A 20,744-nucleotide genomic window follows, 5' to 3' on the forward strand; every position below is an offset into this window, starting at 1 on the left:
TGCGCGATGTCAGTTTTCCCTAGGGAAGCCGGGTTCGGGACGTATCAGAGATCTGTGGAGCCGCCCCCTGCATCCTCAGTTGCTTCAGTATCCGGCGCATCTGGTTTACGGCGGATGATGATATCGCCATTGGGCAGGATTTCTGGCGCCTCGTAGCGGCTCCAATCTTCGACCTTGTCAGCGATTTCTGCCAGCGCCGGCCCCATCTCTGTCAGGAAACCCTGCATTGAAGGGCCAATTTTTGACATCAACCCTTCCAACTCTTGCAGGGACGGCGCCATTTCTTCGCGCAGCCCTTTCCAGAACAGCTCAGCCCCGCGTTCCATCAGGCTGGAGCCATCCTCCCCCTCTGCATCCTGGGCAGCAAGAGGTGTGGCGATCAGTGAGCAGGCAACGAGGGCGGGGGCGATAAAATGTTTCATCAGGCCAATATAATCTCTCTGCGTTAGAATTTTAAGTCAGCTCAAGATCCAGCGAGACTGGAAAATGATCCGAAGCCGCCAAAAGGGCCTCCCGCATTGGAATATCATCGTAGCACTCGGCATCCTCGAACGGGTGCCAGATACGCCAGCGCGGGGCATGGGCCTCTAACCCGTGAGAGATCATGATATAATCAAGAAGAGCCCGGAAATAGCGCTTGGTTTCTGGATTGTAAAAGCGGGAAGTCGAAGGCAGCACAAGTTCACGCGGTTTTAGCAGGCTTTGTGCATGGGGGTCGGTCAGCTCAGCCCCCATGACAATCTCGACCGAGGATTTGCCAAACAGTCGCTCGTATTCATCCAGCCCCGGCCCGTCGTTGAGATCGCCCATGACAATGATGTTCTCTTGGGCCTCGACATGCTCTTTGATACGTCGGTGCAACCAGATCGCCTGAGCCAGTTGTTTGCGTCGGTTGGCAATTGAAATCTGCACCACTTCTTCGGGTGTTTTAGCCCCGTGCGGGGCCTTGGACTTCAGATGTGCCCCAATCAGGCGCAGAGCTGTTCCGCCCTTGGTGGAGACCCGCAACTCTAGGGGCGGTTTGGAAAACCGCACCCGGTCCATGCGATCGTCAACGTCCAGATCAATAAGAAAACTATCGTTAAAACGTGGGGCACGCTTACTGGCCTTCGGATCCGCCTCCACATCCAACACGGTTGGATCATACAGCAGTGCGATCTCTTGATGAGTGTCGGTGGCAAAGCCCGAAACAGCCGTGTCTGTGCGCAATCCCGCCTCGGCAGCGAACCGTTCCAGCGCCCTGGTACAGCGTTGTTTTCGTCCGGTATTGGGGGCCTCAATCACCATTACCGCATCCGCATCCAGCCGCTGCAACACATGGGCAATGGCTCGGCCCTGCGTGTAGCGATCAACGCCATAGCGCCCGGAAGACTGATCATCGAGCATCAGATTGTCCGCATCGTCAAACAGATGCGCGAACCACTCAATATTATAGGTGACCAGGCGCATGTTTTTCACATCCATTGATCTGATCCCAGGCGCGGTTGATATCAATCATGCGTTTTTCCGCCAGCCGCACCGCCTCTTCCGGAACCCCGCGCCCGATCATGGCGTCCGGGTGGGTATCACGTACCAGCTGACGCCAATGTTTGCGGATCGCCTCGCGTGGCATATCCGAGGACACCCCCAGCACCGTATAGGGATCTTTGGGCGCATCGGGGACAAACCGCGCTCGCAGCGCCTGAAACTGCTCTGGGGTTTGGCCAAAGATACGGCTCACGTCCTCTAGGAACTCGTTTTCACCGGGGTGGTAAAACCCATCCGCCATGGCGATATGGAACAGGCCCTCCATCAGATCGCACAGCGTGGTGGAATCTGAGGCAAACATCCGTTGGATACGGGCTGCATAATCCTGATAGCCCGCGATGTCAGTGCGGGCCATATCAAAGACCCGCGCGGCACCCGCCTCATCATTCTGGGCAATCTGAAAGACCTCGCGAAAGGCGGTGACCTCATCCCGGGTGACCTGCCCATCCGCCTTGGCCATCTTGGCACCCAGCGCAATCACCGCAATGGCAAAGGCGACCGAGCGTTCCGGCGGGGCCCGCAGACGATCAAAGACATCCGCAAGGCTTTCGCCCTGCCCAAGGGCAGAGAGCGCATCTGATATTCTGGACCAAAGAGACATAGGTAAAACCCTAGCGTTAAAACCATCTGTTGTCAGTCATGCGGCCTTTAAAGCGCGCGGATCATATGGGGAACCGGCAAGTCACTGCCGATCATGCACATTTTTAGCGCAACATGCGTCGCCCATGCGGGGTTTCGAATGCAGCTTCAAATCCAGCGGCCCCCGTTTCAAAGCTGACCCTCGGATCCTCAAGCGGCACCGCCTCCTGCAAAGCCTCGGCCTTGGGGTGGGAAATCACCATGTGATGCAACCTGACCCCCTGCTGTTGCAGCCGCGGCGCCGGATGGGCAGAGTGCCATTCAATCAGCGCCGGGAACATATTATCATAGGGCAGGATCCCATCCGCGGGCACCGCCATATCCCATTTCAGATCGCCACGCGTCAGCTCGACCAGCTCCCCTGCGCCTTTGGGCAACTGGGCCAACTGACCGGGCAGATCCGTGCAGCGGCAAATCCAGTTGCTGATCCGCGGAGCGCCCGAGAAGCGGTCCAGATCAAACCAGCAAGGGCGCCGCTGCGGTACTGCCTCAGGATTTATGGCGATGGCCTCCAGATAGAGCCCATCTGCCAGCCCAAGCAGGTGGTTATGGGTGCCAAACACCGCATGTTCTCCGCCCGGCTGCAGGGATACTCCCAGCGCTTCTTCCACGTGGTTGCAGGCCTCTTCCAGAGTTTCCCCCGCCACGGCCAGATGATCCAGTTCCATCGCACTCTCCCGTTTGCGGCCACCCTAGACGGTCACTGACGACATTCAAGGCAAAAGCCGACACCGTCGTGCTGTGCTGCTGGAGCCTTTCTATCTTCATGTCTTGGTAACCATGGCGGTCAAAACCTGGCCAAATCTAGCGGATTCCATGGGCAAAATCGGGAGCATTTTAACCACCCAGATAAACGTTAGGAAGTTGTTAACACCCCTCGAATTTAACAATGCGCGAAACAAAAATCCGACAAGTGCTGCCAACTCGAGGAGACCACCCCTGATGCTGATCCAAGGCGCAATTGCCCAAGGACTGACGTCGAACCTGTACAAACAGTCGACAAAACTGAACGAGGAACAGACTGCAAAGGTTGCTGAACTGTTGTCGCATGGCGGCACTGGCAACCTCAAAGACAGCACAGCACAGACGGTTGTGAGCCAGGCCAAAGAGCTCAGGCTTATCTCAAACTCTGATCTTGCCTCAGTACTGGCAGATGCGGGTTTCGACACCTCGAAATTGACAAAACAAGCGGGACAAGGCCTGACAGGCCACCCCGAAGGTCCGCCTCCTCCGCCACCGCCGCCACAGGAAAGCAAAGGCATTGCAACCGTTGACGAAGCGGTTGTTGAACTCATCGCCCAGGCGGTTGAGGAGTATGATTTCAGTCAGGAAGGTCAAACCACCTTGGGGGAGGCCGTTCAGGCCACTCTGGAGGAGGCCGGCTATGACAGCTCGCAGCCACTGATCGATTTCTACTCCTAAAGCCTTCCAGTCACTCGAAAATGCATAAGGGCGCAGAGTAATCCGCGCCCTGTTACTCTGTCTAGTTCTGCGGCAGTGCCGCTCAGCTACGGGCCTCGCGGATCAGCTTCAGGATATCCTGCGCGGCCTCTGGGATATTGGTGCCGGGACCAAAGATCGCTTTGACGCCATTGTCATAGAGGAACTGATAGTCCTGCTGTGGGATCACCCCGCCACAGATCACCAGAATATCCTCTGCGCCCTGCTCTTTCAGCTCTTTCACCAGCTGTGGCGCCAGCGTCTTGTGACCAGCGGCCTGAGAGGAAATGCCGATGACATGTACATCGTTGTCGATGGCGTCCTGAGCGGCCTCGGCCGGGGTCTGGAACAGTGGACCAACATCGACGTCAAAACCGATATCGGCAAAGGCAGTTGCGATCACCTTGGCGCCGCGATCGTGCCCGTCCTGGCCCATCTTGACCACCAGAATACGCGGGCGGCGGCCCTCGGCTTCGGCAAAGTCTTCAATGCTCTTCTGGATCGCGGCAAAGCCTTCGTCGCCTTCATAGGCCGCACCATAGACACCCGCCAGAGTTTTCACCTCGGCGCGGTGACGGCCGAATTCTTTCTCCATCGCCATGCTGATCTCTCCCACTGAAGCCCGCATACGGGCAGCTTCGACAGCTGCCTCCAGCAGGTTACCGCCCTCCTTGGCCCGCTTGCTCAACTCATCCAAAGCAGCCTGACAGGCGGCTTCATCCCGATCAGCGCGCATTTTCTCAAGCCGGGCGATCTGGCTTTCGCGCACCGCAACATTGTCCACATCCAGGATGTCGATCGGGTCTTCTTTTTCCTTGCGGTATTTGTTGACGCCAACGATCACCTCTTCGCCCCGGTCGATCATCGCCTGACGACGCGCAGCGCTTTCCTCGATGCGCAGCTTGGGCATGCCAGAGGCCACGGCCTTGGTCATGCCACCCATTTCCTCAACCTCAGACATCAGCGCCCAGGCCTTGTCGATCAGCTCATTGGTCAGGCTCTCGACATAGTAGGAGCCCGCAAGTGGATCGACCACATTGGTCACGCCGGTCTCTTCCTGCAGCACCAGCTGGGTGTTGCGCGCAATCCGCGCCGAGAACTCGGTTGGCAGCGCAATCGCTTCGTCTAGCGCATTGGTATGCAGCGACTGGGTGCCACCCAGAACCGCGGACATCGCCTCATAGGCGGTGCGGATCACGTTGTTGTAGGGGTCTTGCTCTTGCAGCGACACGCCGGAAGTCTGGCAATGGGTCCGCAACATCTTTGAGCGGTCAGACTTGGCGTCAAACTCCGTCATCACCCGGTGCCACAGCGTCCGCGCGGCGCGCAGCTTGGCGATCTCCATGAAGAAGTTGGTGCCAATGGCAAAGAAGAAGCTGAGGCGACCGGCGAACTTGTCGACATCCATACCTGCCTCGGTGGCGGCGCGCACATATTCACGCCCATCCGCCAGGGTATAGGCCAGCTCCTGCACCAGATTGGCGCCGGCTTCCTGCATGTGATAACCGGAAATCGAGATCGAGTTGAACTTGGGCATCTCGTTGGAGGTGTATTCAATGATATCCGAGATGATCTTCATCGAGGGTTCTGGCGGATAGACATAGGTGTTGCGCACCATGAATTCCTTCAGAATGTCGTTCTGAATGGTGCCCGCCAGCAGCGCCTTGTCATGGCCCTGCTCTTCGCCTGCAACGATGAAATTTGCCAGGATTGGGATCACCGCGCCGTTCATGGTCATCGAGACCGAGACCTTATCAAGCGGAATGCCGTCAAACAGGATCTTCATGTCCTCGACGCTATCGATTGCCACGCCGGCCTTGCCGACATCGCCGACGACGCGCTCGTGGTCGCTGTCGTAGCCCCGGTGCGTTGCCAGATCAAAGGCAACCGAGACGCCTTGCTGACCAGCGGCCAGATTGCGGCGGTAAAAGGCGTTGCTTTCCTCAGCGGTGGAAAAACCGGCATATTGGCGGATGGTCCAGGGACGGCCCGCATACATGGTGGCCTTGACGCCACGGGTGAAGGGACCAAAGCCAGGCAGCGTGCCCATATGGGGCAGCTCTGCGGTGTCTTCAGCGGTATAAAGCGGCTTGACCTCGATGCCCTCCAGGGTGTTCCAGGTCAGGTCCTCGAGCGGGCGGCCACGGAGCTCTTTTTCAGCCAGAGCCCGCCAATCGTCTGTCTTGCTTGTCATGGGGTCTTCCTCTTGTCACATCTGTTTGGGGCAGGTTCAATCCCGCCGCCGGGTGTTCTGGATCCTGTACCAGCTGCGCCAGCCCATCGGCGCCGGCAGCCAGCCACATCAGATCATCAGCATAGTTTTCGCGCAGCATGGCGCATTGGGTCTCATCAAAGGGGCGCCAGCGCCCCTCTCCTGCGGGCAGGCCCTGAGCCGCATTTGTCAGCAGATGAGCCCGCAGATCTTCCAGCCGCAAGGAGGCGTTCAGACGCACCCGCGCATGGGATCGCGGTGCCTCGCAATCGCTCAGCATTTCCAGCTGCATTTCGGGGCGCCCGCCAAAGATCTCAAAGGGCAGAACCTTGATCTCCACCCCAGGCATGGCGCAGGCAATATCAGAGATCACATCGCGCCAGCTGCGACTTCCTTCGGCCAGGTTCTGCAACTTCATGGCGGTGGGAATGCGATGGCCACGGGTAATCGCATAGGTCAAAACCGAGGTCCAATAGGTCTCCAGGCTGCGGATATTCATAGCCACGGATGAGATCTGCCCATCAAAGGCTTCGGCGTAGCGTGCCATCCGTTCACCAACGCCGCTATAGAGCGCCCCAAGACGCAGGTTGGCGCGGGTGCTGCCAATCAGGTTTTCATCGCTGATGATAAGCTGTTGAACGCCACGTTCGCGGCTTTGGTTCAGGTTCATCCTGATCCGCCCCTGCGCCCGTTTTGCCAGTGATTGGGAATTGCCTACACTGGGTGTTGGTAACACGCCATGAAACAGCCCATTGCGGGTGCGACGTGGTCCCCAGAACCCTATCTCCTGGGTTTCAAGCTCTGCCGCATTCTGGCGCAGGTATTCCTGAAAGGAGGTCGTGGCACAGCGGTGTGCCCCAAGATGAAGACAGGTTTGCATCGCATTTCCAATTCTTTGGACGGGAGGCACGTTTCGCACCTCTGGGAGGGGAGTCGGCCACATCATTGCCCGCAGACCCTCTCAAAGCGATTAACAGGGATGGAATTATTTCCAGCAATGGGGCGATTGCCCATCGCATTTACGCGCCATGCGCATATATTGAGGCGAACAGGAGAGATTATGAAACCAATCCTAGCCCTTGTTTTGTCAAGTTTTCTTCCGCTTGCCCTGGTGTCTTCAGCCCAGGCTGCCGAGCCAGAGACCCCGGCGCTTGTCCAGCCCGGAGAAGAAGCGGATCTCGCCAGCTTTTTGTGGCACAAGCGCCCGATTGTTGTCTTTGCCGACAGCCCGGAAGACCCCCGGTTCAAAGAGCAGTTGGCCCGCCTGACCAGTGAAGCAGAGGCCTTGCTGGAGCGCGATGTCGTGGTGCTGACAGATACCACCCCCAATCCCGCCTCGGCGCTGCGCAAACAGCTGCGCCCCCGCGGGTTCATGCTGGTTCTGGTCGGCAAGGACGGCGGTGTAAAGCTGCGCAAACCCCATCCCTGGACGGTGCGCGAGCTGTCGCGCAGCATCGACAAGTTCCAGGACCGTTTGCAAGAGGTCGAAGACCGGCGCGAAAACTGAGGTTTTAGCTGTTGCCGCGCACGTAAATCACCGCCTTGGCCTGCCCATCCACGATCATGATGGCCTGATCTTCGGGGAGCAAGGCCATACGTGAGGTCGGATTCATGATCGCCTGATGGTAGATTGATTTGACCAGCTCGCTCATGCAGTTGACCCCGGCCAGACCGGAGCTGAGCACGCTGATGCCATGCGGCAGATCGCGCGACATGATCGCCTCGACCAGTGCATTGGGAGACTTGCCCCCCACCTTGAAGACCACTGCTTGTCCCTCGGCTAGCATTTTCAGGCCCGTATCCACCGAACGCGCCTTTGGCAGCAGCGAAGAAATGCGCGGGCTGTCGGTATGAAAGACGGCAGCCGTGCAGCTGCCACTGGAGTCGAAGAAATAGGTATCGCCCAGCGTGACCCATTCGGAGAGCTGAAGGCGCAGCTCCTCTTCCTTGTCCAGCGTGCAGCCGGACAGAAGAAACAGGGCCGAAATCAAAGCTACTGCCAGTCGAAACATGTGCCATCTCGCAAGAAACCAATGAGGTTGGTCTCGCACAGAGATCTGAAGATTTGGTGCATATGGCCAATCGGCCTGAAAGTGGGGCAGGCTCAGCGCGGCCCAAAGGCCGCTGCTGACACCCGGTTCCCCCGGCCGGAGCCTTACGCTCCGCCCGGGAAATCCGGCTTATGCCTGCCTTAGGGATCACCCCTCAAATTCCATGATCACTTCGTCAACCGCCAGGCTATCGCCAGCGCTTGCGTTGATCTTGGCAATCACGCCTTTCTTTTCGGCGCGCAGGATGTTTTCCATCTTCATCGCTTCAACAGAACACAGGGCCTGACCTTCCTGAACTTCGTCACCGACCTCGACATCGATCTTCACGATCAACCCTGGCATCGGGCAAAGCAGCAGCTTTGAGGTATCGGGCGCGACCTTCTCCGGCATCAGCTCTGCCAGTTCAGCCTGACGCGGCGTGCGCACATGCACTTTGAGGTCGGCGCCACGCGACCGGATCCGGAAGCCACCAGAGATCTTGCCGACCTTCAGCACCAGTGGTGCACCATCGACATCCAAATTGGCCAGCTGATCGCCAGGTGTCCATTTGCTTGCGACCCGCATCTGGCTGCCATCGTCAAAAGTGACAGTGGACCCCAACTGATCGGCATCAATGGAGACCTGGAAATTCTGCCCCTGCAGAGAGACCACCCAATCGCTGCCAACCCGGCGCTCGTGATTGTCCATGCGCCCCGATACCCGCGTGCGGCGGATTTCGGCAACACGGTGCATCGCCGCCGCCGAGGCCGCGACACGGCGCAGCGCCTCTTCGGGCAGATCAACACCTACAAAACCCTCGGGATACTGCTCTTCGATAAAGGCGGTGGTCATGGCCCCTTCAATAAAGATCGGGTGATCCATTACCGCCGACAGGAAGGGCAGGTTATGGCCAATGCCTTCGACCTCAAACCCGTCCAGCGCGTTGCGCATGGCTTCGATCGCCTGATCACGGGTTGGCGCCCAGGTGCAGAGCTTTGCAATCATCGGGTCATAATACATCGAGATCTCGCCGCCCTCATAGACGCCGGTATCATTGCGCACCGCGATACCTTCGCCTGCCGGGGCCTCTCCCTGCCATTTGCCGTTGTCCAGCAGCGGACCACCCGACAGCTCGGCTGGGGGGCGATAGCGGGTCAGACGACCAATCGAGGGCAGGAAGCCACGGTAAGGATCTTCGGCATAGAGACGGTTTTCAATCGCCCAGCCATTCAGCTGCACATCTTCTTGCTTGATGGTCAGCGGCTCGCCATTGGCAACGCGGATCATCTGCTCAACCAGGTCAACGCCGGTGATTAGCTCGGTCACGGGATGTTCCACCTGCAGGCGGGTGTTCATTTCCAGGAAGTAGAAATTCTTGTCGCCATCAACGATGAATTCCACGGTGCCGGCAGAGGCATAGTCCACCGCCTGCGCCAGAGCGACAGCCTGTTCACCCATCGCCTTGCGGGTGGCTTCATCCAGGAAAGGGCTTGGCGCTTCCTCGACCACCTTTTGCTGGCGCCGCTGGATCGAGCATTCGCGCTCGCCCAGATAAATGCCATTGCCATGGGCATCGCAGAGCACCTGAATTTCAATGTGACGCGGCTGGGTCACAAATTTCTCGATAAAAATCCGGTCATCGCCAAAGGAGTTGACCGCTTCGTTCTTGGAAGACTGGAAGCCTTCGCGGGCCTCTTCGTCGTTCCAGGCAATCCGCATGCCCTTACCACCACCACCAGCGGAGGCTTTCAGCATCACCGGATAGCCGATCTCATTCGAGATCTTCACGGCTTCATCTGCGTCCTCGATCAGACCCATATGACCGGGCACTGTAGAAACACCCGCTTCCTTGGCGATCTTTTTTGAGGTGATCTTGTCACCCATCTTTTCAATCGCCCCAACAGGGGGGCCAACAAAGGCCACGCCTTCGGCCGACAGGGCCTCTGCAAACTTGGAGTTTTCCGACAGGAAACCATAGCCGGGGTGAACCGCCTGAGAACCGGTGGCGCGGATCGCCTCCATCACCTTGTCGATGACAATATAGGATTGGTTCGCCGGGGGCGGGCCGATATGCACCGCCTCATCAGCCATTTGCACATGCAGGGCCTGCTTATCCGCATCCGAATAGATGGCGACAGTTTTGATACCCATTTTGCGGGCAGTCTTGATAACACGGCAGGCGATCTCGCCCCGGTTCGCGATCAGGATCTTTTCAAACATTGGCAGTCCCTTGTTCTTTTGTATGCCGAAATGCAAAACGCCGCAGGGGGGCTCCTGGCCCCTCCGCAGCGTTTGCGTGAATATCTGTAGCCACCCGGTTGGATGGGCAAATCAGAGAAACAGATGCAGTATTCGCCCTAGCAACGGCCCGGGTTTTCCTTGCAGTAGATGAGATTGGCCGCAGTGCCGACAGCTGCGCCGGTGAGCAGATGCCCCCCCAGCAAAGCCGAGCCAACAGCGCCCGCACCGGCACCAATGGCGACCTGTTCGCCGGTGGTGTCGCCGCAGGCTGACAGGGCTGTGCAAAGCCCCAGCGCAGAGGTGAAAAGAATTGCCCGCATGATGATACTCCTTCTTGTGGGGAGAACTGCTCTCCCCCCCAAGAAACAGCTGCCGCGCATTCGGGCAACAGTGCGGTGTGGGACCGTTGCAAATGAGCAGTGGCGCGCCCAAAACCCGTGATCTCTCGGCGGGCTTTTGCCGCTGGCGCCGCTCTGCGTGCGACAGACACCTTCGGCTCTTGGGGGTACGATGGGGCAAAACCCGCAACAGGCCCAACAGTGACAGGGGTGCCCCCCCGTCCGCACTGGTCCAGAGCGTTATGTTTTGCCCCATGCATCACAGAACTTTCCCCTCAAATGCATCCGGGAAAGTGCGCTGTGCCAGCTCCACATCAAGAACCAACAATGCCTCATAAGAGGCCGGATCAAAGGGATCTTCAGCGGGGAGAACTTCGCGTCCAAAAAGCCAGCTCAACCGACCGGCGTCCAGATTGCCGCGTTCAAAGGGCTGATCGCCAAACTGCTGCAACAGGGCCTGCATAAAGGCAGCATCAGCGCGCCGGTCAGCCGGCTTGCGATCGCGAAACCTCTCGCGTTTGGTTAGTTCTGTCACCCCTTTGGGATTGGGGCGGCGGACGATAAATTGAAAATCTGTTCCCGGCAAACGGCCGGGGAACCCTCGGTGCTTTAGCATGACGGTGCCTCCGATCCGGCACCCCGAGGGACGGCTGGGGCCGGCCACAGGGCCGGACCCCATGTGTCGTTACTTGTATTTTCCGGTGTATGCTGGCTCGACCGAGATGGGCTCGGGCTCAACCACAACGAACTCTTCTTCACGATTGCCACAGGCGGCAACCAGCGCCAGCAGACCTGCCAGCGTGATAAACTTGATGCTCTTGGACATTTCTGTCTCCTGAATATGTTTCTGAGACCGCCAGAACCTTCTGCCCTGTCCAGCCTCAACCTCAATTTGCGAAGGGTACGGTGCCCCTTCGCGACAAGGATAGCCGGATTGCAGGCTGAATCACATCGAAAACCAACCCGCTTGGGGCGCTGTGGCCACAAAGCCGCAAAACACCGCCGATGGTAAGAGTAAGCCGCAAGATCTTGTAGAGACATTAGAAAGCCTCCCAAATACAGCCACCATCATCAGGACGATAGGCTTCAAAAAACTGGGTTGCCTCGGGATCAGCGGTGCCAAACTCAACGGGTCGGTCCGAAAAAGAGATCACCACCATGCTCGCCGCAAGCTCATGTTTGTGCAGATAGTCCAGCGCCAGAGAGTCACACAGATGCTCCATATCCGCAGCGCTACGCTGGAAATCCATAGCCGCCCCCGCCCCATCAGACAGCGCTCCCTGGCGTGAAATTGCAGGGGCAACAAACCGAAACCGCGCCCAGAGCGCCCCAGGGGTTTCATCCAGCAGCACCTCGGACAACAAAACCTGCTGACCAGAGGGCACCGTCACCGGGACAAAGGCGCCGGTCAGCCCAGGCTCATCCGCACGGACCGCCTGAACAGTCAACCAAAGCAATGCCGCAGTGGCGAGCACAATCCTGTTCACAACTGGGGAAAGCCAACCCACCAATCCGCAACCCCGCCCCCCAATTGCTTGGGCTCCTCCGGGCGGGGTTGCTGGCGCTTCGCCATTGGCGCGCGCTGTCTGGTGTTGGTTGGAGCGGATCATTGTCCAGTCACGTCCTCTTTGTCAAACCCTGTTGTAGAATTGGGCAGTTTTACTTCTGATTGCCCATTCTGTGAGCGCACCTTGTCTCGCCGCGCATGCCGCAGCCAGCGAGTTTGCTTTGTCTTATCATCCAATACAGCCTTGATCTCAGAGGCCAAATTGCCCGGCACCCGCCCCGCAACACGCCCCCCCGCAGTCACCAGCAAGCCATCGCCCTGCTCTTCGACCTTCACCACCGGAGAAAACCCACGCACATTTTGCACCGCCCGCCACATATCTTGACGGATCTGCTGCGCCATCCGCAAAGGATCCGCCAGGGGCAACTCAACAGTGACAGCGACATCAAACCGCGGCGGCACCTGACGCGCTACTATCAAAGCCCCCTTGGCTTGCAGAATGTTCCACTCGCCCCGCTTCATGCCGACCTCTTCTGTTCCTGCTTGCTATACACGGCCGAGCAAATAGTGAAAATTTGATCCTTCCAGAGCGCATTCATGACCCCGCGCCTTCCTTTCATCTTTCCACAAATATTCTCGGGGGTGCGGGGGCAGACAGCCCCCGCTGCAACAGTGTCTTAAAGCGGAATGTTGTCGTGTTTTTTCCAAGGGTTCTTCAGTGACTTGCCGCGAAGTGAGGCAAAGGCACGGCTAACCCGGCGGCGGGTCGATTTGGGCTGGATCACCTCATCAATAAAGCCGCGCTCTGCCGCCACAAAGGGGTTGGCAAAACGGTCTTCATAATCCGCTGTATGCGCTGCAATCTTCTCGGCATCGCCCAGATCAGCGCGGTGGATGATTTCTGTCGCTCCCTTGGCACCCATCACCGCGATTTCCGCAGTGGGCCAGGCATAGTTGAAATCACCGCGCAGATGCTTGGAGGCCATAACGTCATAGGCGCCACCATAGGCCTTGCGGGTGATCACAGTGACCTTTGGCACCGTGGCTTCACCATAGGCAAACAGCAGCTTGGCACCGTGTTTGATCACACCGCCATATTCCTGGCTGGTGCCAGGCAGGAAGCCGGGCACATCCACGAGTGTGAGGATAGGGATTTCAAAACAGTCACAGAAGCGCACAAACCGCGCCGCCTTGCGCGAGCTGTCGATATCCAGGCAACCCGCCAGAACCATGGGCTGGTTGGCCACAACACCCACGGTCTGCCCCTCAAGACGAATAAAGCCGGTGATGATGTTCTTGGCGTAGTCTTCCTGAATCTCGTAGAAATCACCCTCATCCGCCACTTTGGAGATCAGCTCCTTCATATCGTAGGGGCTGTTGGGGTTGTCCGGGATCAGGGTATCCAGGCTATCCTCGATGCGGCCCGGCTCATCAAAGAAGGGACGCACAGGTGGCTTTTCACGGTTGTTGAGCGGCAGGAAGTCCACCAGGCGACGCACCTCGGCCAGAGCCTCGACATCGTTTTCAAAGGCCCCATCAGCCACCGAGGATTTCTTGGTATGGGTGGAGGCCCCGCCCAGCTCCTCGGCGGTGACCACCTCATTGGTGACGGTCTTGACCACATCGGGGCCGGTCACAAACATGTAAGAGGTGTCTTTCACCATAAAGATGAAATCGGTCATCGCAGGCGAATAAACCGCGCCACCGGCACAGGGCCCCATGATCACCGAGATCTGCGGCACAACGCCACTGGCCATGATATTGCGCTGAAACACCTCGGCATAGCCTGCCAGCGAGTCGACGCCCTCCTGGATACGCGCCCCGCCAGAATCGTTCAGACCAATGATTGGCGCGCCATTCTGGATCGCCATGTCCTGAATTTTGCAGATCTTTTGCGCATGGGTTGCCGAAAGCGAGCCACCAAAGACGGTGAAATCCTGGCTGAACAGATAGACCATACGACCGTTTATGGTGCCCCAGCCTGTGATCACGCCATCACCCGCAGGCTTTTGATCTTCCATGCCAAAATCTGTGCAGCGATGCGACACGAACATGTCGAACTCTTCAAAACTGCCCTCATCCAGCAGCAGCTCGATGCGCTCACGCGCGGTCAGTTTGCCACGCCCATGTTGCGCATCGATGCGGCGCTGACCGCCCCCCAGTCGCGCGGCGTTACGACGGTCTTCCAGTTCGGACAGAATATCTTTCATGGCACAGGTCCCCATATAGAATTTGCGACAGACTATCGCCGACGCGCCTCAGACCAAAGCCATAAATGGCAAATTTGCAAATCTTTTGCATATGATGAGTGGAAACTTGTATAATTGCTAATATTCACACTGTTTCCAAAATAGATCCAATCCAACATATTTTTGCCGTAATGCGTTCACTCTTCGTTCAGCGATGAGGCCCAAGTATCAAGCCAATTTCCAAACAGATACGGGCAGAGCAATGTTAAGTCGCGACGAAATCATCAAGGCCATGCAATACGAGCGCTTCCATATCAGCGATCCGCTGAACAGCACCGGCAACCCACCTATCAAGATCACCTATCAATATGCAGGTGGCAGTGAGCCCGGCGACCTGCCGACCACAGCGGATTATGACGGATGGCGACGATTGAAAACCGCTGAAAAGGCCAGCTTCGAATCCGCTCTTACGCATATTGAAAGCTACCTCAACGTCGAGTTTGTCCAAACCAAACGCACCAGTGACCCGGATTTGAACGTGGCAGCTGTCACCCTGCCCGGCGCGACCATCGGCAGCGGCGGCTATAGTATTCGCTACCAGGGGGACCGCATTACCCAATGGGACGGCTTTGTTGCCTTTGACGCAACATTGAACCTGTCTTCAGAGAGCTATACCGACCTACTGCTGCACGAGCTGGGGCACGCCATGGGGCTGCGCCATCCGTTTGAGGCAGACCCCGCCCTGCCCGCACAATACGAAAGCAACCTCTATTCGCTAATGTCCTACAGCGAGAACCCTCTGAATGGCGAACACAGCGACGCGCTGATGCTGTTTGATGTGGTGGCCCTGCAAGACATCTGGGGAGCTGCCGTCAACAATGACGCTGACACTCGCTATACTGGTTGCCGCACCACCACTGTAGACGCGATCTGGGACAGCGGCGGCATCGACGCGCTGGATGCAACGGGCCGGACCACGGGTGTGACCCTGGACCTGCGGCAAGGCGCCTTCTCTTCCTTTGACTCCGATCACGACGTTGTTGTGACCTTCGGCTCCGAAATCGAAAACGCCTATGGCGCCAAGGGCAACGACCGGGTCATTGGCAATGACCTGGATAACCTGCTGCGCGGACATGGCGGCAGGGATCTTTTGGCGGGCAAAGGCGGCGATGATCGATTGGAAGGCGGTTCGGGCGGCGACACTCTCTGGGGCGATCATGGGGATGATTTGATTTTTGGTGGCCGTGGCGGTGATCGAATGAAGGGCGGAGCAGGTGATGACCGGCTCAGTGGCAACCGTGGCCAGGAAAGGCTGGACGGCCAGGCCGGCGATGATTTCCTAATTGGCGGGCGCGGCAAAGACGTCTTCATTTTCAAGAACAACGGGGGCGCGGATACTGTCGGCGATTTCAAGCCCGGTAAAGATCTCCTCAATATTGGGGGCCATGGCGACCGCGACGACCTGTTGGGTAAAGCCCGGGACACCGATGCGGGTCTCTTGTTCGACTTTGGAAGCAACAACAGCCTGCTGCTGCTCGACGTGACGTTAAGCAGCCTTGGCGATGACTTTCTCGTTTAGGTGGCGCCACAGATAGACAATCCTGTTGCGCTGAACTAAGCCGAAGAGATGCAAAACTCCCAAAGCTCCTCAAAGCGCGGCTTGAGCAAACCGCATATTGCGACACTGATCCTGCTGGCTGGCCTTTCAGCGCTGGGGATGAACCTGCATCTTCCCGCCCTGCCCAGCCTGGCTGAGTATTTTCAGGTCGACTACAGGGTGATGCAACTCTCCGTCGCGCTTTACCTGGCGGGCAATGCAGTTGTGCAGATCTTTGTGGGGCCAATTTCAGACCAAATGGGTCGCCGCCCGGTGTTGCTGGCCAGTATGGCTCTGTTTCTACTGGCGACACTGGGCTGTATCTACGCCCCCACAGCCGAAGTGTTTTTGTTCTTTCGCGTGGCGCAGACCGTTGTCGCCGCCACCATGGTGCTGAGCCGCGCCGCTGTGCGCGACATGTATGACACCAATGATGCTGCCAGCATGATCGGCTATGTCACCATGGGGATGGCCGTGGTGCCGATGATTGGCCCAGCCATTGGTGGCTTTCTGGACCAGCTGTTTGGCTGGACTTCAATCTTTTGGATGCTCTTTGTCATGGGGGCCCTGACCCTGGCGGTCACCTATTTCGACTTTGGCGAAACCGCCCACAAAAGCGGAAAAACACTCAGCGCTCAGTTTGCTGAATATCCGGAACTGTTCCGCTCGCCACGGTTTTGGGGCTATTCTCTGGCTTCCGGTCTCGCTTCCGGCTCCTTCTTTGCCTACCTGGGCGGCGCCCCCTTTTTGGGAACCGAGATCTATGGGCTCACCAGTGCCGAGCTGGGGGTGTATTTCTCCGCCCCGGCAATAGGCTACTTCGCTGGCAATTTCTTATCAGGGCGATACTCCAATCGGATTGGCATCAATCCAATGGTGCTCTGGGGCTGCATTATCAACGGCATTGGAGTGCTGGTCTCTCTGATTATCGCCCTGGCCGGGGCTGACACCGTCCTGACCTTCTTTGGATTGATGTGTTTTGTGGGTCTGGGCAATGGCATGGCCATTCCAAATGGCACCACCGGTGCGATTTCGGTACGCCCACATCTGGCGGGCACCGCATCAGGCCTCAGCGGCGCAATCATGATTGGCGCCGGCGCCGCGCTCAGCGCCTATGCCGGCTTCCTTTTGAAACCGGATTCGACAGCTGTTCCCCTGTTGTTGCTCATGTTTGTCACCGCCGTCGCCGGGCTCTTGTCGATCGTCTTTGTGATCCTGCGAGAGAAACAATTGGGGCGCTAGCTTGCTGCGGACCCGAGTTTGCAATTATACTTTTGCAGGACAGAAGTTTTGCAAAGGTACGGATCATGGCCACTCAGAAACTCTACGCCGGTGCAAAACTGCGCGAGATGCGGACCCGGCTTGAGCTGACGCAAAAAGACTTTGCGGCCAAGCTCGGTGTTTCCCTGCCCTATCTCAACCAGATGGAAAACAACAACCGGCCGGTCTCGACCACCGTTGTTCTGGCGCTGGCACAGGAATTTGGCCTCGATGTGACCGAGCTGTCCACCGGTGACAGCGAACGGCTGGTCAGTGACATGCGCGAGGCCATGGCCGATCCGGTCTTTGCCGATGAGGCACCGCCTCTGGCGGATCTGCGTCTCACCGCCTCCAATGCGCCCGCTTTGGCGCGCGCTTTTCTCAGCCTGCATCGCGCCTATCGTCAGACCCATGAACGGCTGGCCTCTTTGGATGAGGCCCTGGGACGAGAAGATTCCCGCATTCAGGCCAGCCCCTGGGAAGAGGTGCGCGACTTTTTTCACTATTGCGACAATTACATCGACGCGATGGACCGCGCCGCCGAGCGCTTTGCCGGATCCGCAGATGTACGACTGGCAGCAACCAATGCACTGGAAAATGCCGGCATCACCATTTTGATCACCGATATGGACGGGCTACGCGGCTATGACCCTGAGACCCGCACCCTGCGCCTGTCCAACCGCTCCAGCCCGCCAACCCAGGTGTTTCAGCTGCTACTGCAAGTGGCCCTGCTCAGTCAGGAAAGCCTCTTGGAGGCAACGCTCGATTTTGCCCGTTTCCAGAGCGATGAGGCCCGCGCCATCGCCAAGATTGGCCTCGCCAACTATTTTGCCGGCGCCGCGCTGATGCCCTATGGTCGCTTTCTTGCCGCCGCACAGGAGGACCGCCACGATCTGGAGCGCCTTGCCACCCGGTTTGGCGCTTCGATCGAACAAGTGGCCCATCGGCTCTCTACCCTGCAACGCCCCGGCGCCAAGGGTATTCCCTTTTTCTTTGTGCGGGTCGATCAGGCAGGAACCATCACCAAACGCCACTCTGCCACGCGATTGCAATTTGCCCGCTTTGGCGGCGCCTGCCCGCTGTGGAATGTGCACCGTGCCTTTGAAACGCCGGGGCGGTTCCTACGCCAACTGGCCGAAACCCCGGACGGGGTGCGCTATATCTCGCTGGCGCGGGATGTGTCGAAGTCCGGCGGCTCTTTTGGCTCACCAGTGCGGCGCTACGCCATTGCCCTGGGCTGCGAAGTCCGTCACGCTCAGGCCCTGGTTTATGCGGACAATCTGGATATGAGCCATGCCTCGGCCTATGAGCCCATTGGCATTTCCTGTCGCATCTGCGAGCGCAAGACCTGCCATCAGCGCTCGGTTCCGCCGCTGGAACGGCGTCTGAGTATCAACAATGATCAACGCGGCGTTCTCCCCTACGAAGTCAGTTAGGCCGCGGCCTCTGATGAGGAAACAAAAAGGGGGCGTAAAACGCCCCCAATACTCGTGAATGCACTGTGTTAGCTGCCCTGCCTCAATCTGTTTCAGACCCTGGCAACCTAAGCTCTGTTGGCATCAGGCCTTGGCCAGAATGCTCCAGATCTCATCTTTGAGCGCACCACGTTTTTTGCGCATCTCTACCTCTGCCAGCTCTTCCAGCGGCTCGACATTGGTTTCGGCACGGTGAACCGCCCGGTTGATCTCGTGATACTCATCCGCCAGCTTGGCAAAATGTGCGTCAGACTGTTTCAGCTGGCTCATCGCTTCGACTTTGTCGGGGAATTCTGCTGCCAGCTCGTGGGGTGTATTGGACATCTGTTCGCTCCTTATATTGGGGTCACGGGTAAGCTATTGCCCCCACAGCGGCGCCACCTTGACTCGGATCAAACAAACATCTCAAAACACAAATATGGCTGTGTTTTTTTTGCACCCTTAATGCCATTTCAATCCCAGTGGCCGCAGGTCCCGAAAAAGGCCGCCCTCCTGCATAACAGGAGCGACGGCCTTCTATTTCTTGGTGGATCAGGAGGTCAGCTTAGCGTTGGCTCTCTTGCCAGTTCTTATTGAACCATGGCTCAGCATTGGAAGCAGGCAGACGCCGCCCCAAAATATGATCCGAGGCCTTTTCCCCCGTCATGATGGAAGGGCCGTTGAGATTGCCATTGGTGATCCTTGGGAAGATCGAACTATCGGCCACCCGCAGGCCTTCGACGCCGATCACCCGGCATTCAGGATCAACCACGGCCATCGGGTCATCCAGCGCCCCCATTTTACAGGTGCCGCAGGGATGATAGGCGCTTTCGGCATGTTCGCGGATAAAGCCATCAATCTCCGCATCGCTTTGCAGGGCTTCACCGGGCTGGATCTCATGCTTCACAAAGGGCGTCATGGCATCCTGGGCAAAGACTTCACGGGTCAGCCGGACACATTTTCGGAAATCAATCCAGTCCTGTTCCGTTGACATATAGTTGAAAAAGATCTTTGGCGCGTCCTTTGGATCGGCGCTGGCCAGGGTGATCTCTCCGCGTGATCCCGATCGCATCGGCCCGACATGGGCCTGAAACCCATGCCCTTCGGCTGCGGCCTGACCATCATAGCGCACCGCAATGGGCAGGAAGTGATACTGGATATCGGGGTAATCAATCCCCTTGTCAGACCGAATGAAAGCCGCGCTTTCAAACTGGTTCGAGGCGCCCAACCCGGTCTTGCTCAAGAACCACTGGGCTCCGACCCAGGCCTTGCCCAACAGGTTCCAGTATTTGAACAGGGTGATCGGCTGTTTGGAAGCAAACTGGAAATAGAACTCCAAATGGTCCTGTAGGTTCTGCCCAACGCCAGGGCGGTCTGCGATCACCTCAATCCCATGTTCTGCCAGATGCTCAGCGGGGCCAATGCCGGACAGCATCAACAGCTTGGGCGAATTGATCGAGCTGGCAGCCAGAATGACTTCGATATCGGCCTCAATCACCTCAACCTTGCCACCGCGTTCGACCTCAACACCAGTGGCACGGCCATCCTGGATCACCACCTTACGGGCCAGGGCGCGGATCATTTCGCAGTTATCACGCTTCAACGCAGGCCGCAGATAGGCATTGGCGGCAGACCAGCGCTGACCTTTGTAAACGGTCATCTCCATCGGGCCAAAGCCCTCTTGCTGTTCGCCATTGTAGTCTTCCGTCACCGGATAGCCCGCCTGCTCGCCAGCCGACACAAAGGCATCATGCAGCGGGTTGTCGCGCGGACCACGGGTCACATGCAGCGGACCATCCTTGCCGCGCCAGTCGGCGTCGCCGCCCTGGCCTCGATTATCCCAGGTCTCCATACGTTTGAAATAGGGCAGTACATCCGCATAGGACCAGCCCTGGGCACCGCTTTCGGCCCAGTGATTGTAATCGCCTGCATGGCCGCGCACATAGACCATCCCGTTGATCGAGGAGGAGCCCCCAATCACCTTGCCGCGTGGTGTTACCAGCTCGCGGTTGTCCAGGTTTGGCTCGGGCTGGGATTTGTAACCCCAGTCATAAAGCGACATGTTCATTGGATAAGACAGGGCCCCGGGCATCTGGATCAACGGCCCAACATCGGTGCCACCATGCTCGATGATCAGGACGGATTTCCCCGCCTCAGACAAACGGTAAGCCATGGCGCAGCCCGCCGAGCCCGCCCCTACAATCACATAATCCGCTTTCATCGCATCTCTCCATCGCAGAGACCCACAAGATCAAGACCACCATTTGGTCCCCCGCATCGGCGGTTTATCCTCGTGATGGTAAGGCTCTG

21 protein-coding genes are annotated in these 20,744 nt (G+C 57.9%); 5 read left to right on the plus strand and 16 right to left on the minus strand.

The window, feature by feature from the left end; all coding sequences use genetic code 11:
- Positions 1–44: 44 nt before the first annotated feature.
- The 4 genes from ED661_RS20620 to ED661_RS20635 form a co-directional block, all read right to left on the minus strand.
- A complete protein-coding gene (locus tag ED661_RS20620; protein WP_122076684.1) occupies positions 45–422 on the minus strand; it encodes a hypothetical protein in 378 nt (125 codons plus the stop codon).
- 31 nt (positions 423–453) lie between these two features.
- Positions 454–1,449 (minus strand): endonuclease/exonuclease/phosphatase family protein, encoded by a 996-nt coding sequence (locus tag ED661_RS20625; RefSeq protein ID WP_122076687.1) that lies wholly within the window; start codon positions 1,447–1,449, stop codon positions 454–456.
- Entirely contained in the window at positions 1,430–2,128 is a 699-nt protein-coding gene (locus ED661_RS20630; RefSeq protein ID WP_122076690.1) for a molecular chaperone DjiA, read from the minus strand. Before ED661_RS20630 ends, ED661_RS20625 begins: the two co-directional genes overlap by 20 nt.
- Positions 2,129–2,231: 103 nt before the next feature.
- Positions 2,232–2,834, minus strand: coding sequence for a VOC family protein (locus tag ED661_RS20635; RefSeq protein ID WP_122076692.1), 603 nt, complete (start codon positions 2,832–2,834; stop codon positions 2,232–2,234).
- A 274-nt stretch (positions 2,835–3,108) separates the two neighbouring features.
- Here ED661_RS20635 and ED661_RS20640 point away from each other — a divergent pair, with 274 nt between their 5' ends.
- Positions 3,109–3,588, plus strand: coding sequence for a hypothetical protein (locus tag ED661_RS20640; protein ID WP_122076695.1), 480 nt, complete (start codon positions 3,109–3,111; stop codon positions 3,586–3,588).
- Between the two features lie 82 nt (positions 3,589–3,670).
- Here the strand turns inward: ED661_RS20640 and scpA are convergent, their stop codons facing one another.
- Both scpA and ED661_RS20650 read right to left on the minus strand, forming a co-directional pair.
- Positions 3,671–5,800: a methylmalonyl-CoA mutase gene (scpA, locus tag ED661_RS20645; protein ID WP_122076698.1), complete on the minus strand. Its 2,130-nt coding sequence runs from the start codon at positions 5,798–5,800 to the stop codon at positions 3,671–3,673.
- Positions 5,763–6,698 carry a hypothetical protein gene (locus tag ED661_RS20650; protein ID WP_254054911.1) on the minus strand — a complete coding sequence of 312 codons (936 nt, stop codon included), beginning with the start codon at positions 6,696–6,698 and terminating at the stop codon, positions 5,763–5,765. Before ED661_RS20650 ends, scpA begins: the two co-directional genes overlap by 38 nt.
- A gap of 180 nt (positions 6,699–6,878) precedes the next feature.
- Between ED661_RS20650 and ED661_RS20655 the strand changes: the two genes are divergently transcribed.
- On the plus strand, positions 6,879–7,325 hold the full coding sequence (locus tag ED661_RS20655; protein WP_122076705.1) for a DUF4174 domain-containing protein: 447 nt from the start codon (positions 6,879–6,881) through the stop codon (positions 7,323–7,325).
- A gap of 4 nt (positions 7,326–7,329) precedes the next feature.
- Here ED661_RS20655 and ED661_RS20660 read toward each other — a convergent pair whose 3' ends face one another.
- The 8 genes from ED661_RS20660 to ED661_RS20690 form a co-directional block, all read right to left on the minus strand.
- Positions 7,330–7,830 carry a hypothetical protein gene (locus ED661_RS20660; RefSeq protein WP_122076708.1) on the minus strand — a complete coding sequence of 167 codons (501 nt, stop codon included), beginning with the start codon at positions 7,828–7,830 and terminating at the stop codon, positions 7,330–7,332.
- Positions 7,831–8,016: 186 nt separating this feature from the next.
- Positions 8,017–10,068: an acetyl/propionyl/methylcrotonyl-CoA carboxylase subunit alpha gene (locus tag ED661_RS20665; protein ID WP_122076711.1), complete on the minus strand. Its 2,052-nt coding sequence runs from the start codon at positions 10,066–10,068 to the stop codon at positions 8,017–8,019.
- A 137-nt stretch (positions 10,069–10,205) separates the two neighbouring features.
- A complete protein-coding gene (locus ED661_RS20670; RefSeq protein ID WP_122076714.1) occupies positions 10,206–10,409 on the minus strand; it encodes a hypothetical protein in 204 nt (67 codons plus the stop codon).
- Between the two features lie 277 nt (positions 10,410–10,686).
- Positions 10,687–11,043, minus strand: coding sequence for a hypothetical protein (locus ED661_RS20675; RefSeq protein ID WP_122077119.1), 357 nt, complete (start codon positions 11,041–11,043; stop codon positions 10,687–10,689).
- A gap of 69 nt (positions 11,044–11,112) precedes the next feature.
- A complete protein-coding gene (locus ED661_RS22040; RefSeq protein ID WP_162930210.1) occupies positions 11,113–11,253 on the minus strand; it encodes a hypothetical protein in 141 nt (46 codons plus the stop codon).
- A gap of 214 nt (positions 11,254–11,467) precedes the next feature.
- Positions 11,468–12,037 carry a DUF6497 family protein gene (locus ED661_RS20680; protein WP_122076717.1) on the minus strand — a complete coding sequence of 190 codons (570 nt, stop codon included), beginning with the start codon at positions 12,035–12,037 and terminating at the stop codon, positions 11,468–11,470.
- The gene (locus ED661_RS20685; RefSeq protein ID WP_122076719.1) at positions 12,034–12,456 is read right to left on the minus strand and encodes a hypothetical protein; all 423 of its coding nucleotides are present in this window, start codon (positions 12,454–12,456) and stop codon (positions 12,034–12,036) included. Before ED661_RS20685 ends, ED661_RS20680 begins: the two co-directional genes overlap by 4 nt.
- Before the next feature lie 155 nt (positions 12,457–12,611).
- Entirely contained in the window at positions 12,612–14,144 is a 1,533-nt protein-coding gene (locus ED661_RS20690; RefSeq protein WP_122077121.1) for an acyl-CoA carboxylase subunit beta, read from the minus strand.
- 241 nt (positions 14,145–14,385) lie between these two features.
- Between ED661_RS20690 and ED661_RS20695 the strand changes: the two genes are divergently transcribed.
- The 3 genes from ED661_RS20695 (at position 14,386) to ED661_RS20705 (ending at position 18,416) form a co-directional block, all read left to right on the plus strand.
- On the plus strand, positions 14,386–15,702 hold the full coding sequence (locus ED661_RS20695) for a M10 family metallopeptidase (protein WP_122076722.1): 1,317 nt from the start codon (positions 14,386–14,388) through the stop codon (positions 15,700–15,702).
- A gap of 48 nt (positions 15,703–15,750) precedes the next feature.
- Positions 15,751–16,962, plus strand: a complete 1,212-nt coding sequence (locus ED661_RS20700) for a multidrug effflux MFS transporter (RefSeq protein WP_122076725.1) — start codon at positions 15,751–15,753, stop codon at positions 16,960–16,962.
- 65 nt (positions 16,963–17,027) lie between these two features.
- A complete protein-coding gene (locus tag ED661_RS20705; RefSeq protein ID WP_122076727.1) occupies positions 17,028–18,416 on the plus strand; it encodes a short-chain fatty acyl-CoA regulator family protein in 1,389 nt (462 codons plus the stop codon).
- Positions 18,417–18,539: 123 nt separating this feature from the next.
- On the opposite strand, the gene ED661_RS20710 is transcribed toward ED661_RS20705, so the two are convergent.
- Both ED661_RS20710 and betA read right to left on the minus strand, forming a co-directional pair.
- On the minus strand, positions 18,540–18,779 hold the full coding sequence (locus ED661_RS20710; RefSeq protein ID WP_122076730.1) for a YdcH family protein: 240 nt from the start codon (positions 18,777–18,779) through the stop codon (positions 18,540–18,542).
- A 220-nt stretch (positions 18,780–18,999) separates the two neighbouring features.
- Positions 19,000–20,655, minus strand: a complete 1,656-nt coding sequence (gene betA / locus ED661_RS20715) for a choline dehydrogenase (RefSeq protein WP_122076733.1) — start codon at positions 20,653–20,655, stop codon at positions 19,000–19,002.
- Positions 20,656–20,744 lie beyond the last annotated feature (89 nt).

This window comes from Pseudophaeobacter sp. EL27 (genome assembly GCF_900313025.1).
Classification (GTDB): Bacteria; Pseudomonadota; Alphaproteobacteria; order Rhodobacterales; family Rhodobacteraceae; genus Pseudophaeobacter.

What these genes read in the sequence shown, in the direction of transcription:
- ED661_RS20670 (WP_122076714.1), bottom strand. Translation starts at nt 10,409, where the DNA reads ATGCGGGCAATTCTTTTCACCTCTGCGCTGGGGCTTTGCACAGCCCTG.
- ED661_RS20700 (WP_122076725.1), top strand. Translation starts at nt 15,751, where the DNA reads ATGCAAAACTCCCAAAGCTCCTCAAAGCGCGGCTTGAGCAAACCGCAT.
- ED661_RS20635 (WP_122076692.1), bottom strand. Translation starts at nt 2,834, where the DNA reads ATGGAACTGGATCATCTGGCCGTGGCGGGGGAAACTCTGGAAGAGGCC.
- ED661_RS20685 (WP_122076719.1), bottom strand. Translation starts at nt 12,456, where the DNA reads ATGAAGCGGGGCGAGTGGAACATTCTGCAAGCCAAGGGGGCTTTGATA.
- ED661_RS20650 (WP_254054911.1), bottom strand. Translation starts at nt 6,698, where the DNA reads ATGCAAACCTGTCTTCATCTTGGGGCACACCGCTGTGCCACGACCTCC.
- scpA (WP_122076698.1), bottom strand. Translation starts at nt 5,800, where the DNA reads ATGACAAGCAAGACAGACGATTGGCGGGCTCTGGCTGAAAAAGAGCTC.
- ED661_RS20705 (WP_122076727.1), top strand. Translation starts at nt 17,028, where the DNA reads ATGGCCACTCAGAAACTCTACGCCGGTGCAAAACTGCGCGAGATGCGG.
- ED661_RS22040 (WP_162930210.1), bottom strand. Translation starts at nt 11,253, where the DNA reads ATGTCCAAGAGCATCAAGTTTATCACGCTGGCAGGTCTGCTGGCGCTG.
- ED661_RS20625 (WP_122076687.1), bottom strand. Translation starts at nt 1,449, where the DNA reads ATGCGCCTGGTCACCTATAATATTGAGTGGTTCGCGCATCTGTTTGAC.
- ED661_RS20620 (WP_122076684.1), bottom strand. Translation starts at nt 422, where the DNA reads ATGAAACATTTTATCGCCCCCGCCCTCGTTGCCTGCTCACTGATCGCC.
- ED661_RS20655 (WP_122076705.1), top strand. Translation starts at nt 6,879, where the DNA reads ATGAAACCAATCCTAGCCCTTGTTTTGTCAAGTTTTCTTCCGCTTGCC.
- ED661_RS20675 (WP_122077119.1), bottom strand. Translation starts at nt 11,043, where the DNA reads ATGCTAAAGCACCGAGGGTTCCCCGGCCGTTTGCCGGGAACAGATTTT.
- ED661_RS20665 (WP_122076711.1), bottom strand. Translation starts at nt 10,068, where the DNA reads ATGTTTGAAAAGATCCTGATCGCGAACCGGGGCGAGATCGCCTGCCGT.
- betA (WP_122076733.1), bottom strand. Translation starts at nt 20,655, where the DNA reads ATGAAAGCGGATTATGTGATTGTAGGGGCGGGCTCGGCGGGCTGCGCC.
- ED661_RS20660 (WP_122076708.1), bottom strand. Translation starts at nt 7,830, where the DNA reads ATGTTTCGACTGGCAGTAGCTTTGATTTCGGCCCTGTTTCTTCTGTCC.
- ED661_RS20690 (WP_122077121.1), bottom strand. Translation starts at nt 14,144, where the DNA reads ATGAAAGATATTCTGTCCGAACTGGAAGACCGTCGTAACGCCGCGCGA.
- ED661_RS20680 (WP_122076717.1), bottom strand. Translation starts at nt 12,037, where the DNA reads ATGATCCGCTCCAACCAACACCAGACAGCGCGCGCCAATGGCGAAGCG.
- ED661_RS20630 (WP_122076690.1), bottom strand. Translation starts at nt 2,128, where the DNA reads ATGTCTCTTTGGTCCAGAATATCAGATGCGCTCTCTGCCCTTGGGCAG.
- ED661_RS20640 (WP_122076695.1), top strand. Translation starts at nt 3,109, where the DNA reads ATGCTGATCCAAGGCGCAATTGCCCAAGGACTGACGTCGAACCTGTAC.
- ED661_RS20695 (WP_122076722.1), top strand. Translation starts at nt 14,386, where the DNA reads ATGTTAAGTCGCGACGAAATCATCAAGGCCATGCAATACGAGCGCTTC.
- ED661_RS20710 (WP_122076730.1), bottom strand. Translation starts at nt 18,779, where the DNA reads ATGTCCAATACACCCCACGAGCTGGCAGCAGAATTCCCCGACAAAGTC.